General features: G+C 62.8%; 1 protein-coding gene and 1 tRNA gene (1 of these 2 cut by a window edge). Both read right to left on the minus strand.

Annotated features, from left to right (window positions below; genetic code table 11):
* Positions 1-16605, minus strand: the start of a protein-coding gene (locus ACILSQ_RS17805) for an autotransporter-associated beta strand repeat-containing protein (RefSeq protein WP_395745000.1). Its footprint begins 25770 nt before the window's first position; 16605 of the gene's 42375 nt are visible here — the first part of the coding sequence; its start codon is at positions 16603-16605; its stop codon lies off the left edge, out of view.
* A gap of 677 nt (positions 16606-17282) precedes the next feature.
* Positions 17283-17354: transfer RNA gene (locus ACILSQ_RS17810), tRNA-Arg, on the minus strand.
* Between the last annotated feature and the right edge of the window lie 13 nt (positions 17355-17367).

Below are 17367 nucleotides of genomic sequence, written 5' to 3' on the forward strand. Positions count from 1 at the left end.
AACCAGCGTTCCCGTGTTGTTGATCGCGTAGGTGCCAAACGCCGTCTGCGCATTTCCAGAATAGGTCACCACGCCGCCGTTGATGGTAAACGTGCCGGTGGAGGTGCCGCTGCCCGTGAAAGCAAAAGATCCGGAGCCCACCTTCGTCAGGTTCAGGGTCGCCAGCGTCGTGTCGCTGTAGGCCATGAACTGGCCGGCGAAGCTCGTGTTCGCATTGTTCAGGCCAAACGTCAGCGTCCCTCCGGTTCCGGAGTTGTTGGTGATCGTGCCTGCGCCGGCAAGCTGGCTGAGCGCTTCCGAGACTCCATTCATGTCCAGCGTGGTCCCCGCCGCCATCGTGAAGGTCGAGGCATCCGGGATTACATTCGCAGCCCCCAGGAAAATCGTGCCCTCGCTCAGCGTGGTCACGCCGGAATAGGAGTTGCCGGCGGAATCCAGCCGCAGGCCGCTGCTGCCCAGCTTGATCAGTCCGCTCGCTCCAGTACCCTGCAGCGGCGCCGAAATGATGAGCGCCAGCGGAGCGCTGCCCGTCGTGGTCACAGTCCGCGCCGCGCCGTTCAGATCAATGCGCCCGGGCGCCGTCGCCGCGATGACCGGGAAGGTCGTGTAGGAATCATTGTTCGAGGAAATGTTCCCGCCCAGCGTCAGCACACCGTTGCCCACCGTGAAGGTCGCGTTGCCCGTGCCACCGCTGTTGTTGAACGTGATGTTGCCGCTCACCGTGTTGCTGCCCACATACGTGAGGTTCGACCCGCCATTGAGCGTGATGTTTGAGCTCGCGGCGATCTGCCCGCCGTTGCCGCTCATCGTCACTGTCGCATTGTTGATCACAAGGTCCCCCGGAATCGCGATCACGTTCAGACCACCGGCAAGCGTCATCGTGCCGCCATCCACATACGTGGTGCCCGTGTAGCTGTTCGATTTGCCGATCTGCACGGCCGTCACCGCCGCAGTCGTGGCCTTGGACAGCGTGACGCTCGTGTTCGCCACGATGCTGGAGATCACCGTACCCGCCTGGATGCCCGTGCCCGTCACGGCTTGTCCCACCACGAGGCCGCTCGTGTTGGCGGCCGTCAGGAGAGTCACACCGGAAGCGCCCGCCGCGGAGTAAGTCGCGGAAGGCACCAGCGTGATGTTGCCGCGCGTGATCAGGTTCGCATTGCCCGTGATCGGCGTGTTCAGCGTGGTTGTGTTCTGGTTGATGAAGAAATACAGGTCGGAGCCCGTGCCAGCGATTGATGAATTCAGGTCAGCCGCGGTGAATGTCATCGCAAAGTTCGCGTTGGTGATCACACCCACATTGAAGCTCAGCGTTGCGGCCGTTCCCAGCGCGCCCAGCGTGAAGGTCTGCGCCGCGCCGCCAGCCATGCGCAGCGAGTTCACCGTCCTCGATGCCGCGATCGTCCTCGCCGCCGTGCCGTCGTTGATGTTCTGCGTGGCCGTCCCCGCCGTGATGTCGGTGCCGTCAAATCCCGCGGCGTTCGGCGTCGTCCCCATCTGGGCCACGCCCTGCCCGTCCACATACGTCGCAAAGGTGTCGCCGCTGACCACCGCCCAGCCGCCGATGAGCTTGTTCACCAGGTTCGCGCTGCTGAAGGCCGAGCCGTTCACGTTCTGCAGCACCACCTGCCCGTAGTTGCTCATGTTGATCTGGCCCATTGTGTTGACGTTGTTGCCGACCGTCCCCAGCGGATTGGTGCCCACAAAACCATTGAAGTTGATGGAGGTGCCTGCGCCATACTGCAGGTTGCCAATCGTCAGGGTGACGGTGGAACCGGCGTTCGGAATCGGCTGCACGGTGATGCTGTTCCCGCCCAGAACGGCGTTCATGCTGTTGATGGTGACGTTGGTGTCCACCGAACCGGCGCCGTTGACCTGGAAGTTGCCGCCGCGCAGCGTCACGGGCACCGTCGCAGCGATGCGCAGCGGCGTCAGGTCGTTCAGCGGGTTCAGGCCCGTGCCGTCCCAGATGAAGCTGCCGAAGTTCACGTCCAGCGCGCTGGTGTTCGTCAGCTTCGCGGCGTCCTTCAGCGTCAGGGTGCCACCGCGCACCACTGTCGTTCCCGAATAATCGCTTACGTTCGTCAGCACCGTCGCGTTGTTGCCGCTGCGGACGAAGTTGATGTTGCCCGTGATGTTGCCCGCAAAGGTGCCGCCGCCCACGCTCACCAAGGTGCTCATCGCACCATTGTTGCGCACCGTGCCGCCCAGCCCCGCGTTGGCGTTGTTGCTGGCGAGTGCGTTCACCACCTGGTTGTTGCCGTTGAGGTCCAGCGTTCCGTTGTTCACACTCAGAGACTGCGGGCTGTTGCCGATCGCGTTCAGGAACAGCGTGTTGTTCCCGCCTGCCAGCGTCAGCGTCCCCTGGTTCACCGTCACCGTTCCGGTGAACAACTGCCGCCGCGCCAGCGTCAGGTTCCCCGCGCCGTTTTTCACCAGGCCGCCGCTGCCGGTGAAGTCGGTGTTCGCATACAGGTCTCCCATCGCCCAGATGTTCCACGGGTTCGACCCCGCCGCCATCTGGCCGCCATTCAGGCCGGTGTTGCCAGCGAGAGCCAGCACACCGCCGCTCGTGACCGTCAGAACGGACGAAATGCCCAGCGGTCCCTTCTCATTCACCCCCGTGCCTGCGCCCAGTGTCAGGCTGTTGATCGTATTCGTCACGCCTGAGATCACCGAAGTTCCCACCACCCCCAATGGCGCGAGCGACACATTGTTCGTCGTGCCGCTGGCGCTGAGGAAGTTCACATACTCGTTCGCCGCCAGTGCACGGAAGCCGTTGCCCCCCGCCACGTTGGCCGCTCCGCCCGCTCCGATGTAGGTGGCAAAGCTCGTGCCGCTGCCGTTCAGCGAGGAATCAATCAGGATGTCCGGCCGGATGGACATCGTCGTGCTGCCCACGGCTCCCGCGGCGCCGATCTGCGTCGGCACCGTGTTCACCGCCACAAAATTTGCCGTTCCAGCACCGATCGTGCCCCCAATGTTCGTCCCGCGCAGAATCAGCGACGCCCCGCTGGTCAGTGCGGACATGGACCCCACATTGAGCACCAGGCTTTGCGTCGATGAAGGCGACAACGTCACCACGCTGAGCCCCGAGGCGAGATTGAACGTGCCAATCGTTTCAGTGGTGCCCGCAGCCGCATTGCCCACGATGGTCAGTCCGCCACCGTTCGCGGTGAAGGTGACCAGCGGGCCCGTTGTGTTGCCGCCCAGCCGGTTGTTGACATTGGTGCCCGAGTTGTCGAGCAGTAGCGTACCGTTCCGCTGCACCACATTCGTCAGGAACGCTCCCGTGCCATTGCCGCTGTAGGCCACCGTGCCGCCTGCCACCGTCAGAGTCCCGGTGGAGGCATACGTCGCATCCGGGGTGCCGGTGAGCGTCAGCGTCCCGTTGCCGATCTTTGTCAGGTTCACCGATGGCGCCAGCGCGTCGTTATATCGGTCGAACTGACCGGAGAACACCGTCGAATTGTTGTTGAACCCCACCGTCAGTGTCGCGGCCTGCACATCGGCATTGCCAATATTGTTGCCAGGAACAACCCCAGGATTGAACACCTTGCCTGCGCCCGCCAGGGAGCCCAGCGTGGTGCTGAACGCGTTCAGGTTCAGGCTCGTGCCTGCATTCAATGTGTAATCCGAAAAGCGCGATCCCGCCTGCCCGATGCTGAGCATCAGGGTGCCCTGGCTCACCAGCGTGGCTCCAGTGTAGATCTGCGGTGCCAGCAGTCCCAGCACTCCCGCTCCCGTCTTCGTAAACCCGCCGCTGCTGCCCACCACACCCTGCAGAATCAGACCCGCCTGCAACGGCGCGATGTTCTGCCCGTTAAACATGATCAGCCCCACGTTCACCGTGTTGCCACTGGAGCCAAAGTCCACCCGGCCCGCCAGCGTGTTCGTCGTTCCAATGTTGGACGAGGTCGCCACGATTCCGCCCGCGCCGATCGTAAGCACATTGCTGTTCGGGAACAGCAGCGAATTCGCCCCCGAATTGACCGTGGGACTGCTCGCGCCCCCGATGTTGTTAAACACCAGCCCCGCCAGCGTGTTGTTGCCCAGCAGGTTCAGCGCCGAGGCACCGTTCAGCGTCACCACGGTGCTGCTGTCGATCTGGCCCGCCACGTTGTTCATCGTCACCGTGCCGCCGTTGATGGTCAGCCCGCCCCCGGGCAGCACCACCGTGCCTGCCACCGTCGCGTTCAAGTTCAGCGTGCCGCCGTTGAGCATCGTGCCGCCTGTGTAGCTGTTGTTGCCGTTCAGCATCGTGATGGCGCCGCCGCTCGCCGTCAGCACCAGCCTCACAGAGGAAGTGCCGCCGTTCGGATTGTCGATGATCCGGGAATTAAGCGTGAGGGTGTTGGTGCGGTTGAAAATGTACAGGTCGGAGTTCGCCGTCGGCGTCAGGCCGCCTGCCGTCAGCCGGCCGCTGTCCAGAGTCGCCCCGATGGACTGGTTGTTGTTCGGGCCGATCAGACCACCGCTCGTCAGGTTCAGCACATCCGTCGCGTTGGTGAAGTTCAGCGCGATGTTTGTGCCGGTCATGCTCAGGGCGTTCACATTCGCCCCGCCCGCCGCGATGGTCGTGGTGGAGGTCAGCCGCACGTTCTTCGTGGAGTTGTCTCCCGTGGGCACCAGGTTGATCAGGTCATAGGCCGCCGCACCCGCCTGCCCCAGCGCCGCAAAGCCCATCCCCGGGGTGTAGGTCAGGAAATCGTTCCCGTTTTCCGCCCAGCCACCCACGATGTTGTTGGTCAGGCCCGCACCCAGTGTGCTGGTCGAAACTCCACCGATGCTCGTCACAAACATCCGTGAATTGTTGCCGATGGTACCGGTGTTCGTCCCCTGCACGATCAATGTCGCTCCAGACCCCGCCGTGCGCGAGAGATCTCCCGCAAACAGGTCCACGGAGTTGACCCCCGTGCCGCCCACCAGCGGATTGATCACCGCAAATCCCTGGGCCACAACCACATTCCCGATCGTCTCGGTCGTCGCAGTCTGCGCCCGGCCCTGGATCGTCAAGGTACCACCGCGCAGCGTGATCGTCGCGGCGTCGTTCAGGCGGTCGTTCGAATTAAAGGAGCTCGTGGCGCTGTCCGCCGTAAGCGTCGCATAGTTGATGTCGATCGCCGTCGTGCCGCTCAGTGAGCCTGTGTCACGCAGCGTGACCGCACCGCCATTGATCAGTGTGACGCCCGTGTACGTCTGCGGCGTGTAGATCGTGGTCGTGCCCTGGCCGCTTCTGGCAAAGTTGACATTGCCGGTGATCGTGCCCGCCCAGTTGCGGTTCGTATCAGAATTGGTGATCAGGTTCGCGGACCCCGTGCTGGTGGTGATCGTCCCCCCCGCCGTGATCGCTCCCGTGGGATCTCCGTTGACGGTTCCCGTGGTGAACAGGCCGTAAACGGACTGTGTGTTGCCATTCAGATCCAGCGTCCCTCCAGGACCGATCTGCAGGAAGTTGTTGTAGGAGATGGTGTTGGTGCCCCCGTTCAGCTTCAGCGTGCCCTGGTTGATCACAAGCTGGCTGGTGTAAAGGTTGGCGCTGAATCCGGCGCCCAGCACCGAGCTCGGGCTGCTCAAAATGAGCGTGCCGTCACCGCTCTTCACAAAGCCAATGTTGCCGTTGAGCTGGCTGTTGCCCCCAAACAACGTGCTGCTGATCGTCAGAGTGCTGTTGCCCACTGTCTGGATGATCATCGGTGAAAGGTTCGGCAGCGCCTGCAGCAGCCCCCCGCTGATGCTGGCCGTCACCCCGTTCTGCACCAGGATGCCCCCGCTCTGAACCTGCAGGTTCTGCACCACCTGGTTCACCGGTCCGTTGATGGTGATCCCCGAGTTCGCCGCAAACGTCAGCGAGTTGACCGACACCGTGTTCGTCGCCGCGGGGCTCGCATTGAGCAGGATGTTGTTGTTCGCCGTCAGCGTGTTCGTGGTCATTTCGGTGCTCGTGTTCAGCGCCCGCAGAATGCCCGTTGCGGAGTCAGCCGTGGCAAAGGAAGTCCCCAGCCCCGTCGTGGTCGTGTCCACCAGCGCCCAGGCCAGAATGCCTTTGTTCGCGCTGCCCGCCCCGCCCGCCTGCCCGTTGAAAGCAAACCCAGTCGTCCCGGATTTGATCGTGGCCACGTTCGCCCCGGCCGCACTTCCCAGGCTCGTGCCGCGGAACAGCACGGTCGCCCCCACGGACACCGCGTTCTGCGCGCCGCTCAAGTTCGTCGCCGGCACGCCAAACACCAGGTTCGCGCCGCCCGCTCCCGCCGTCACCGTTACAATCGAGGCGCCGGCGCCCAAGGTCAGGCCGCCCACCGTTTCCGTCGTCGCCGCAGAGTTGCCGATCAGGTTCAGATTGCCTCCCGTCAGCGTCACCGCGCGTCCCGCCAGGCGGTTCGCCACCAGCGTGCCGCTGTTGTCCAGCGTCAGCGTGCCGCCAGGGCTCACTGTCACGGCTCCCGTACCTCCTAGAACGCCGTTGCTGTTCAGCAGCAGCGTGCCGTTGCTGACGCTGAGGGTTCCCACATACGCGATGTCGCTCACTCCAATGATCGCCGTCCCGGATCCCGTTTTTGTAAGCGCCGTCACATTTGCAGCCAGCGCCGTCCCCGTCAGGGAGACGTTGCCCGCACCTGCCAGCGTCAGACCAAACGCTCCGCTGATCCCCCCGCTCAAAGTCAGCGTGCCTGAATCAGAACCAATCGTCGAAGCAGTCGCCATCGTGATCGCTCCCGCAAACGTGTTGTTCCCGGAAACGTTTTCCAGCGCACCGGCCGAGTTGATCCCCGTGTTGTTGATCGTCAGCGTTTCGGCCGCATAGGTCACGCCCGCTCCGCTCAGTTGCAGCGCCGCACCCACCGCGTTCGCCACCGTCGTCGCGCCCGCCGTGGTTCCCAGCGCGTTCGCATCGGAAATCCGCACCGCCCCGGCGTTGATCGTGACCGTTCCGGCAAAATTCTGGCTGCCGCTGATCAGCAGCGTGCCGTTGTCCGCCTTCACAAACCCCGTCGCGTTGGTGATCGTGTTCGTCCCCGTGATGGTGAAGATGTTCCCCGCCGTCACTTCCACGATGTTGTTGGTCGCCGTCCCGTTGTTAAAGTTGATCGCCCGGCCTCCGGTGGCGAATGTCCCGGTCACGCGCAGCGAGGCCGTCGTTCCGTTCAGCGTCACCGCGTTGGCCGCGTTGCCCAGATTATTGTCCGCGCTCACGGAGAGCGCCCCTGCACTGATGGTGATCGTGCCCGTCAGTGTCGCCGCGTTGTTGTTGCTCAGCACCATCACCCCCGACCCGGCTTTCGTCAGCCCTGCGCTGCCCGTCAGCACACCGGCGAGCTCCAGTCCCTGCACGGCGTTCGAGGTGCTTGCGTTGTTCACCGTGAATGTCGCTCCGCTGTTCAGCGTGATGTTGTCGCTCACCTTCAGCCCATACCCGTTGAGGTTGTTCACCGTCACACCATCCGCAAGCGACCCCGTGATGCTCGTCGGAGCGATCACCTTGTTCGCCGCCAGAATAAACGGTGTCGAGGTCCCTGCGCGTCCCACCGTGATCACGGGGAATCCGGCAAAAGTCACGGCCCCGGTCGCCAGTGTCTGTGTCGAGCCCGTGCCATCTCCGTCCATCAGCAGGCCAAAGGTGCCGCTGTCATTGAATGTGAGCGAACCCGTGAATCCATCCAGCCCGACGTTCAGCGCCCCCAGCCCGTTCTTCGTGATCGAGGTGATCGTGGCCGCGTTGGTCAGGGTGCCCAGGTTCACCGTCAGCAGCGGGTGGTTCACCCCGATCGTCACCGCCCCGTTCGGCAGCGTGATCATTCCGCTCATCGTGAGCGTGGCCGCGGCGTTGGTCGCATTGTAGAAATTTGGATTGCCCGCAAACGTGGTGTTGTTAAACACGGTCTGTGTGCCCGTGGCCACGATCCACGTGCCGTCCGCCATGCTCAGCGCCCCCGTGCCTGCCGGCCCGGAAGCAAGCATCGCGCCCGTCGTCGAGCTCGCGCCGAACATCAGCCCGCCCGCCGCCACATTCACACCACCCGTAAAGGTGTTCTGCCCGCTCAGCTGCAGCACCCCGTTGCCAGTTTTGTTGATCGAGCCCGTCCCGGTGATGATAGAGCTGATGTTCAATGCCGGGTTGATGGTCGTGTAAACCTGCCCCGCGGACTGGATCGCCCCCACGCTGATCGTGTTCGTGCCATTGCTGAGCGCCAGGAAGCCGCCGCTGATCACCGGCAGGGTGAAGGCGTTGCTGCTCGTCACGGTGATCGGCGCCGAGTTCGTCAGCGCCAGGGTTCCGCCCGTCAGAATCGTCACCGTCGGAGCCGAGGTTCCGCCGTTGTTGTTAAACACCAGGCTGTCCAGCGTGTTGGTCGCCGTGCCCGTGTTGAAAGTCAGCGTGGAGCTTCCGTTCAAGGTCACCACATTGCTGGTCGAGATCTGGTTGGCCGCCGTGTTCACCACCAGCGTGGCCCCGTTCAGCGTCACTCCGCCGTTCGGCAGGACGGTGCCGGTTCCCACCAGGTTCAGGGTGCCCTGGTTGATCACCGTCCCGCCTGTGTAGATGTTGTTCGCCGTCAGGTTCAGCACCCCGGCCCCGGACTTCACCAGCATCACCGAGTTGCCTGCTCCATTGTCTGCGATCACCGAATTGACAATCATGTTGCTCACGCCCGCCGTGAATGTGATCGCCGAACCCGTCGCCGTCGCCGCCTGGCTTACCGTGATCTGCGTCGCGCTGTCCACGGACACCACATAGGTCCCCACCGGCAGGTTGGTTCCTGTCAGCGTCATTCCCGCGGCGATGCCCACCGTGGAGTTCATCGTGACCACCGCCGAGCCCACCGTCGTTGTTCCATTCACATACTGCCCCGCCGTGAAGGTCTGGCTCGACGCCGTCGCCGAAGCATTGTTGCTCACCGTCACCTGGTTGACGCTGTCGATCGAGACGACCGTTGTCCCCGCCGGCAGGCCGCCGTTCGAAAGCGTCATCCCCACCCGCAGCCCCTGCGTGGATGTCATCGTGATGATGTTCGAGCCGCTCGTGGTCGCGCCGCCGGTAAAGGTCGGATTTCCCGTGGCGTTGTTGTAAATCACCAGCTCCCGCACCCCGCTGGTCTCACTGCCGCCGGCGGTGAGCACCCCGCGCACCGCCGCGGTGCCGATGCTCGTGTCAAACACGTTGTTGCTGCGCAGAATGCCGCCCAGCTCCAGATTCAGCGTGTTGGCGCTGTTGGAGAAGATGACGTTGTTGGTGAAGTTGCCGCTCAGCCTCAGCAGCCCCGTCGTGGTGTTCCCTGACAGCGTGGTGGTCACCGGCGCGCTCGCCACTGATCCAATGTCCGTGACGTTCCCGCTGGCAAACGTGGAGTCATAGGCCGCGAAGCCGCCCGTGCCCACCACCCCCACGCCGTTGGCGGTGTTGTAGGCGGCGTAATCCGTCGAATTGGCGATCGCCCATCCTCCCAGCACTCCCGAGGCGTAACTCGTCAGCGGATTGGTGAAGTAGATGTGCCCATTGTTGCCCGGTGCACCGAGCACCACGTTGGATGTAAAGTTGATCGTCCCCCCCGCGCTGCGCGCCAGACTCGCAAAGGTGATGTCCGAAGAGGCAATGGCGCCCACCGAGGCGTTGAGCGTGAGCGTGCTGGCGCCCTGGCCCACATTGAGCGCACCGAATGTTTCCGTGGCCGCGGCATTCGCGGCGCCAGTCACCGTGATGGTGCCTCCGCGCAGCGTCAGCCCGATGCTGTCGCCCACACGGTCATTGTTCTGGACCTGCAGACCACTGTTGTTGCTGAGGAACAGCGTGGCGTAGTTCAGCGTGATGCCGGAGGTGTTGAGCAGCGAAGCGTCATTTTCCAGCGCCAGCGTGCCGCCCATCATCACCGTGGCACCGCCGTAGGTCTGCGCGCTTTCCAAAGTCAGCGTGTTGCCGTTCACACGCACCAGGTTCACATTGCTGCCGGAGATCACTCCCGCAAACGTCAGGTTGCCCGTCATGCTCGTCACCAGGGTGCCGCTTCCACTGGTGCCCCCAGTCACATTGCCCGCCTCCCCCGGCAGCGTGCCAGATCCTTGCAGCGCCTGCACAAACTGCACGTTGCCATTGAGGTTCAGCGTTCCCCCCACGCCGATGTTCAGCACCCCAGTGTTCGGGAAAATCGTGTTCAGCCCGCCCGCAAGCTTCAGCTCACCCCCCAAAATGTTCGTCGTCCCGCTGTAGTACTGCGCCGCCGAAAAGGTCAGGGTGCCGCCGAGCGCCTTCGTAAAGCTCCCGGTTCCCGTGATCGCTCCCGTCACATTGAGGCTGCTGCCCGTGTTCACCTGAAACACGCCGGTCGTCGCCCCAAGCGCCAGATTCGTCTGCGCCAGGGTGTTGTCACCCGCTGCGTTGAGCAGCGCCCCGCTCGTCAGCGTCAGCGTGCGTGAGTCAGCGGCGCCCAGCGTGATGCTGCCGCTGTTGAGCTTGATCGCGTTCACCGTGCGGTTGCTGGTGATTGCCGCGGTGGCGGTCAGGTTCATCGTGTCCGTGGCCGCCGCGGTGTTCAGATTGTTGCTGTTGTTATAGGCGCTGAAGGCCACCACCCCGTTTGTCCCGTTGTACGTGGCAAAGTCGCTGCCGCCAATGAAGAGGCGCGCCGCAATGTTGTTGCTCAGATTGAGCCCGGAGCTCGTGGTGAAGATCACCTTGTTCGTGGTCCCAAGGCCGGAAATGCCGCTGAGATCCAGCGAAGAGCCCGTGTTCGGGAGGCTGATCGAGGCAAACGTCAGCGTATTGCTGCCAGACCCGCCAAAAGTGATTGCGCTCATGAGATTGTTCACCGTCAGCGCCCCGGCGGTCTCGGAGGTGCCGTTGCCAATGAGCTGCAGCGTGCCGCCATTAAACGTGAACGCACCAGCATCATTCAGACGGTTGTTGTTGTTCGTCGCATTGTCGAGCTGCAGCGTACCACCGGCGTTCGCCGTGTAGGTGGCCCCCGTGGCCGCGCCGCTGGTCCCCGAGAAGGAAAGGGTCCCGCGGTTGACGGTCAGCGCCCCGGTCGTCGTCAGGTTCGCCGTCACACTCAGAATGCCGGTCCCCGAATACGCAATCGGCGTCACCGCCGCCGTTCCCCCGCCACTGATCACCGTTGTTCCCGCACCGGCAATGGTCAGCCCGCTCGTGCCCGTCAGCCCGCCGGAGAAGGTGAGGGTGGAGCCAGACGTGAGGTTGTTCACGAGCAGCTTCCCCGCACCCACCGTCGCCAGCCCGCTGAAGGTGATGGACTGGCTTCCGGTGACCGCACTCGGATTGCCGTTGAGTGTCACCGCGTTGACAATGGCCGCTGTCAGGTTCGATGTGGCGCTCAGTTCACCTCCGCCCAGCGTGAAAACCCCCGTCGGACCAAAGGGCGTGTTCTTGTCCAGGATCAGCTTGCCCTGGCTCAGCGTGGTGTTCCCTGTGTACGTGTTGGCCGCGCCAGACATGGTGAACGAGGCGTTGTTGGCGATGGCGATGCTCAGCGCCGTAAGGTCCGTCGCCGTCGCGCTGTCCTTGATCACCCCGTTCCACACCGTGGATCCATAACCGCGGACGTTGAGCACGTGCGTCACGCTGGCCGTGGTGTCCAGGTTCAGGAAGTCGCCGTTGATCGTCAGCACCGCCCCGTTTTCGAGATTGTTGCTGAAGGCCGGCACATCATTGTTGCCCGCCGCCTTTTGCACGTTGCCCGTGATGGTGATGTTGTTGCTCCCCGCAAACACAGCGGTGGTGTTGTTGGCCAGGTTGATAGTCTTGGTGATCGCCAGGTCGCCGCCATACGCAAAGATCCCGGCGTTGCTGATCGAGATCAGCCCTGCCGAGCCGACACCGTCCGCTGTCAGCCCCATCATGCCGCCGTTGACATTGATGTTTCCTGTAAAGGTGTTGGCCCCGCCGGTGGGATTGAGAATCCACACACCGCCGTCCGACTTCGTGATCGTCAGCGCTCCGCCGTTGTCCGCCAGGGGCGCCGCATTCATGAGAATGTTGTTGTCCGTGTTTGTACCGCGCAGGGTCAGCGTCTTTGCACCGGCCAGGTTGTTCGCCACGTTCAGCAACACCAGCGCCCCGCCGCCGCTGGAGTCGATCGTCGGGCTGCCCGTCGTCGTGTTGAGGTTGATCGTGCGCGTCGTGACTTCACCCCCGCCCACATACAGCAGGCTTCCCGTGCCCGTCGTGCCGTTGCCCAGCAGCAGCGCGCCGCCGCTCACATTCGTGCCCAGGCTGCTCTGCGTCACTCCGTCCGCGCCGATCGAGGTCACCACCAGCGCGCCACCATCCAGGCGCGTCGTCCCGTTGTAGGTGTTCGCGTCTCCCAGAATAAGCGTGCCGCCGCCGGATTTGATCAATGAACCCGTGCCCGTACCGTTCACAATCGCTCCAGAAATCGTGGCAAAGTCAAGCCCCGTGAAGCCATTGTCATCCACCTGCACCGTGCGCGTGCCTCCGTTCAGGTCGATGCCATTGACCACTTCCACATCCGCCAGCGCCGTGGTGGAGCTCAGGATCAGCGTGCCCGTCCCGTTGCCGATGCCCCCGGCTCCCCACGTCAGCGTGGCTCCGGCCCCGCCGATGTTGACCGTCAGCTTGCTGGATGCCGCCGCAAAACCACCGTTCTGGTTCACCGCTGTCCCGGCTGCGTCCGTCCATGCCACCTGGCCCGCCGCTGTGCCGATGCTCCTCGTAAACGATCCAGAGGTCTGATACACACCTCCCGCCAGGCGTAGCGCGCTCGTGCTCGGCAGCCCCGCCCCCTCCACCGCCTGCAATGCACCGCCCGTGATCGTCGTCGTGCCGGTGTAGTTGTTGTTCGCATTGCTCAAAATCCACAGGCCTGCGCCCGATTTCACGACCGACAGCGCCTCCCCGGCATTGGAGTTGTTCGTCAGCCAGAGGGCGATCTCGTTGTCACCCGTCGAGCTTCCCGTCAGCGTCAGCGTGCGCGTGCCCGCACCCGAGAACTGCACCTTGCTCGTGTTGTTAAACACCAGCGTGGCGCTGTCCGCGGTCGCCTGCAGAATGTTGCTGCCAAAGGTGCCGGACGAATCAATCGTGCCGTTGCCCGCCAGCGTGAAGAGCCTGTCAATGCTCACCGAAGGCGTCCCCGTCAGGCTGAACACCGACGCATTGGCACCCTGGTACTGCAGCGTGCCTCCATTAAACACCAGGTTCGACGCGCTGTTGCTGGACGCACCAATCGAGCTCGCCACGCCTCCGTTGGCGAGAACCGTGGCCTGCAGAACCGCACCTCCGCTGAGAATCGTCGCGCCCGTGTAGGTGTTCAGCCCCGTGAGCGCCTGGGTGCCGGAGGCACCATTGCGGATGACCGTCATCGTTCCGGCACCATCAGAAATAATTCCCGAAAACACCCCGGAACTGGAGCTGCTGCTCGTACCAAACTGAATCGCCTGCGCCCCTGCCGCTGTCGTGGTGATCGCACCCGCACCATTGAGAGGAGCTGTGATCAAAGTCGAAATCGCCCCCGCGCCCGAGTAAGGCGCCGCACTGGCACCCGCGGCGTTCACATCCAGAATCGTGTTCTGCCGCAGCACGTTCACCGTGGTCGCCCCCGGGTTGCCCAGAATCTGCGTGTTGGTGCCAGCGGCACGCAGGACACCTTCATCAATGATCAGCCCGCCCGTAAACGTGTTCTGCCCGCTCAGAACCAGAACGCCGTCTCCCGCTTTGGTCACCACTCCGGATCCGTTCGCCAGCACCGAAGAAATCGTCAGCGTGTTTGTCGTCGTCAGCGGTGTCAGCGCCGTGCCCTTTCCTCCCGTGATGATCAGAAGCTCCTGGTTGGACCCTGACGTGGTGATGGTCGCACCGCTGATCAAAGACGCCGCGCCCGCATTGTCGTGCAAAATGGCGCCCATTGTCGCCGCCGCCGTCGATGTGATGGTCAGCGCGCCTCCCAGCGTCAGATTTCCCCCAGTGATCCGGATCGAGTTTGCGGCCACCCCGTTTGAGGTGATCGTGTCCGCGCTCATCAGATAGTTGGCCGCGCTGGATCCCGTCGCAGTGACAAGCGCCGTCGCGGAATTGAGCGCGGCAATGTTCGTGTTGGCCGTGGGGGTCGCCACAAAATCAATCGCGCCCGTCGTGGGATTCGTAATGTAGGTGCCGCTGAGAATGCCGCTCGACACCGCCGTCGGAACCGCCGCAAACTGAATGCCGCCCACCGTTGTCGGCTGGAAATTCACCACCGCACCCGCCGTGCGCGCCGTGTAGGAGGCAAAGCTCAGCGTCGGCGTTCCGCCGTTCGCCGTGAGCCTCACAATGCCGAGGCCGGCGCTCGGCGTCAGAGCCCCCAGGCTTTCCGTCAGCGTCACCCCGGAGAGTCCCTGATATTCAAAGATCCCCCCCGCAAATCCGTTCCCGGTCACTGTGTCAGCTCCGAAAACAAGCTGCCCTGCCGCCGCGATCAAATCCGAGCCGTTCCCGCTCGATGCCGTCGGGCGGAACTGCAGGGTTCCTCCCGCCACCGTCACGTTGCCCGTAAAGTTCGTCACCGCCCCAAACGTGAGCGTCACGCCGCTCGCCACCGCAGTGGTCCCAATCGCGCTGCTGATTGTAAAGGTCGTGGGGCTGGTGATGGCCGTGATCACCGCACCTGCGGGGACGTTGGTCCCCGTCACCGTCTGCCCCACCGTCAGCCCCGCTGTGTTCGCCACCGTCAGGGTCATCGTGTTGGCCCCGCTCGAGGCCGTCGTTGCCGCCGAACTGCCCGTATTGTAGGTCGCAGCCGTCGGATCATAACGCCAGGTGCCACCGCCAATCTTCATCAGCGAGGTGGCGCTGCTGCTGTTCTGGATCACCCCCTGGATTTCGTTCACCAGCGTGTTTTCACCACCGAGGACCAGGCTCTTCGCCCCGGCGCCGCCCGCTGCAATGCTGCTCGTAAACACCAGCGCCGAAGGCGTCCCCCCCTGCTGATTGGCCAGGATGATTCCAGAGCCAGTCGTGCCCGCCAGATTCACCAGTTTAGCCGTGGTTTCACCACTGCCAATATAGTTTAGCGTGCCCGCCACCGTCGTCGCACCCAGGCTCAGCGCCCCACCCGCCACTCCGCCCAGCGCTCCTCCGGAAGCCCCGCCAATCGAACCTACCGCCAGCGTACCAGCATTCACAAACGTGCCGCCCTGGTAGGATGAGGCGTTCCCCTGGATCGTCAGCAGGCTCTGCCCCGCCTTCGTCAGATTCAGCGGCCCCGTGCCCACCTGGAAAATGCTCCCGGTCAGCACCGACTCTCCATTCCCCTGCCACGTAAATGTACGTGCGCTTGTGTCACTCACCCGGTTGATGCTCGCGTTCAGTTTCAGAATCCCGTTGCTCGAATTCGCCAGCGTCAGGGAGCCGGCCGCCATGTTCATCACACCGTTGAGGCCTTGGAACGTGGCGCTGTAGCCATCACGGCCGTTCAGCGTCAGGTTCGCGTTCGCATCCAGGCTCAGCAGCCCAAAATTAACCTGCTTGTTCAGGCCGGAGCCGTCCAGCGCGCGGCTCAGGAAGATGCTGTTGGCGTTCCCACGCACCACCACGTTGCGCGTGTCAAAGTTCGGCGCATCTGTGCGCACTTCCAGCCCCGCCGTGGACGAACTCGTGTTCAAGTCCACCGAGCGCAGCGAATTGCTCATTCCCAGCGCCGCATTGTCAGAAACTCGCACAGATCCCGTGTCAATGCGCAGCGTCTGCCCGAAGCTGTTCGAGGCATTTTGCAGCCACATCGTTGTATAGAGCACCGTTCCCGTCTTGACGAAGCGGTCCTGCGCGTTGTTGTCGAACCCCGTCACCTGGCCTGAAATCACAAAGTTGCCGTTCCCATAAAAAATTTCGCCCGCGCTGCTGCCCAGATCCACCCCTCCGGTGATTTTCGTGATGCCGGAAGTTGCCACCATGCGCCCTTCGGAGGCCGGCCCGCCCAGCACCAGCGTCCCCGAAATCGTGTTGTTCCCCACGCTAATCAGGCCCCCGCTCGCATTCGCCGCACCAGGCCCGCGCCCGCTGACGCTGACGTCCCGGCTCAGCGTCATGCCCGCACCCGCCACATTTCCCTGCAGCACCAGGCTTGACCCGCTGAATCCAGGATTGCCTGTCTGCGCGATACCGTTCACGGAAATCGTCGTCGTTCCCGTGCCCAGTTGAGCCTGGTCGGTGATCACCAGGTTGCCACCGTTGATCACCACATCGCCGGAAATGGAGTTGCTGCTGTTCGTCAGCTTCAGCGTGCCGTTCCCCGTCTTCGTGAAGCCCGAAGTCCCCGCCAGCAGCACATCCAGCGTCGCCCGCTCAAACGCACCCACCTGGATCACAGGAGAGTTCAGTCCGCTCGGCGCAATGAGCGTCAGCGTGTTATTAATAGGATCTGCACCCCCGTTGATCCGGTAGCCATCCAGGCCAAAGATCAAGCCACCTGCCGTGATCGCTTCGCTCAGGCTCACAATACCGGCCGGTGCCGTCGTGAAATTGGCGATGTTGCTGCCATTGGTCCATGTCGCGGAGTTACCGTTCCACTGGCTCGTCGTGGTGTCCCATGGACCATCAAATCCATCATAGAACAATGTCGCACCTCGGGCCTGCGGTCCGATCAGCCACGTGGCCATGAGGCAAATCATGAACCATCCAAGAAGTTGGCGGTGTTGGCGTAATGTCTTCATAATGGATAAGAAAAAAAAGAAGCCATCCCCACACCTGCCCGCACCAAAACAGTGAAGCAGCAGCCCACGCTCTCTCTGAGAGTCGCGGCTGCTGCATTCTTTATTTCAGTGCAGCATGTGGTTGGTGGCATCTAAAGGTAGAACTGTATAAAATCACAATGAACCCTTATCTTCCAACTATTTTTATCCTTTCGCAAAAAAAACACAACTCACTGAATCACAGCCACATACGTCGTAATATTAGCCATTCCTTTAATATGCGCTTTTTGACTAAAGTTTTGACCCTGCCGGCTAAATCTTTCATTAAATCGGCACTTCTTTTTCACCCCGGCGGCAAAGGAGAACCCATCTTTTTTTAGAGCCCTCAGCCCCGTTCCACCCCCGAAATAAATGATTCCCCAGCGGCTTTGAAGCTCGATTCCTCCCTTTTTTGCCTCCTCTGGCCAGTCACCCCCACGTCACCTCTTTAGTGGCACCTCATTTTTTCACCCCTGCCGGTAAATAAGCCGCCGTCTTCCCTTAAAGCCCCGCCCCGAGCCCGCGCAGGCACCTGCTGGCCCCCTCTCGAATGCCCCCTGCCGCCACAACCCGCCCCGGCCAAGCCCTCCGCCCCCCTTCCAGCGTATCCCCGACAGGAATCGAACCTGTATCTAGAGTTTAGGAAACCCTCGTTCTATCCATTGAACTACGGGGACAATGCTGCGCCCC

Source organism: Prosthecobacter sp. (assembly GCF_044227185.1).
In the GTDB taxonomy this organism is placed as follows: domain Bacteria; phylum Verrucomicrobiota; class Verrucomicrobiia; order Verrucomicrobiales; family Verrucomicrobiaceae; genus Prosthecobacter.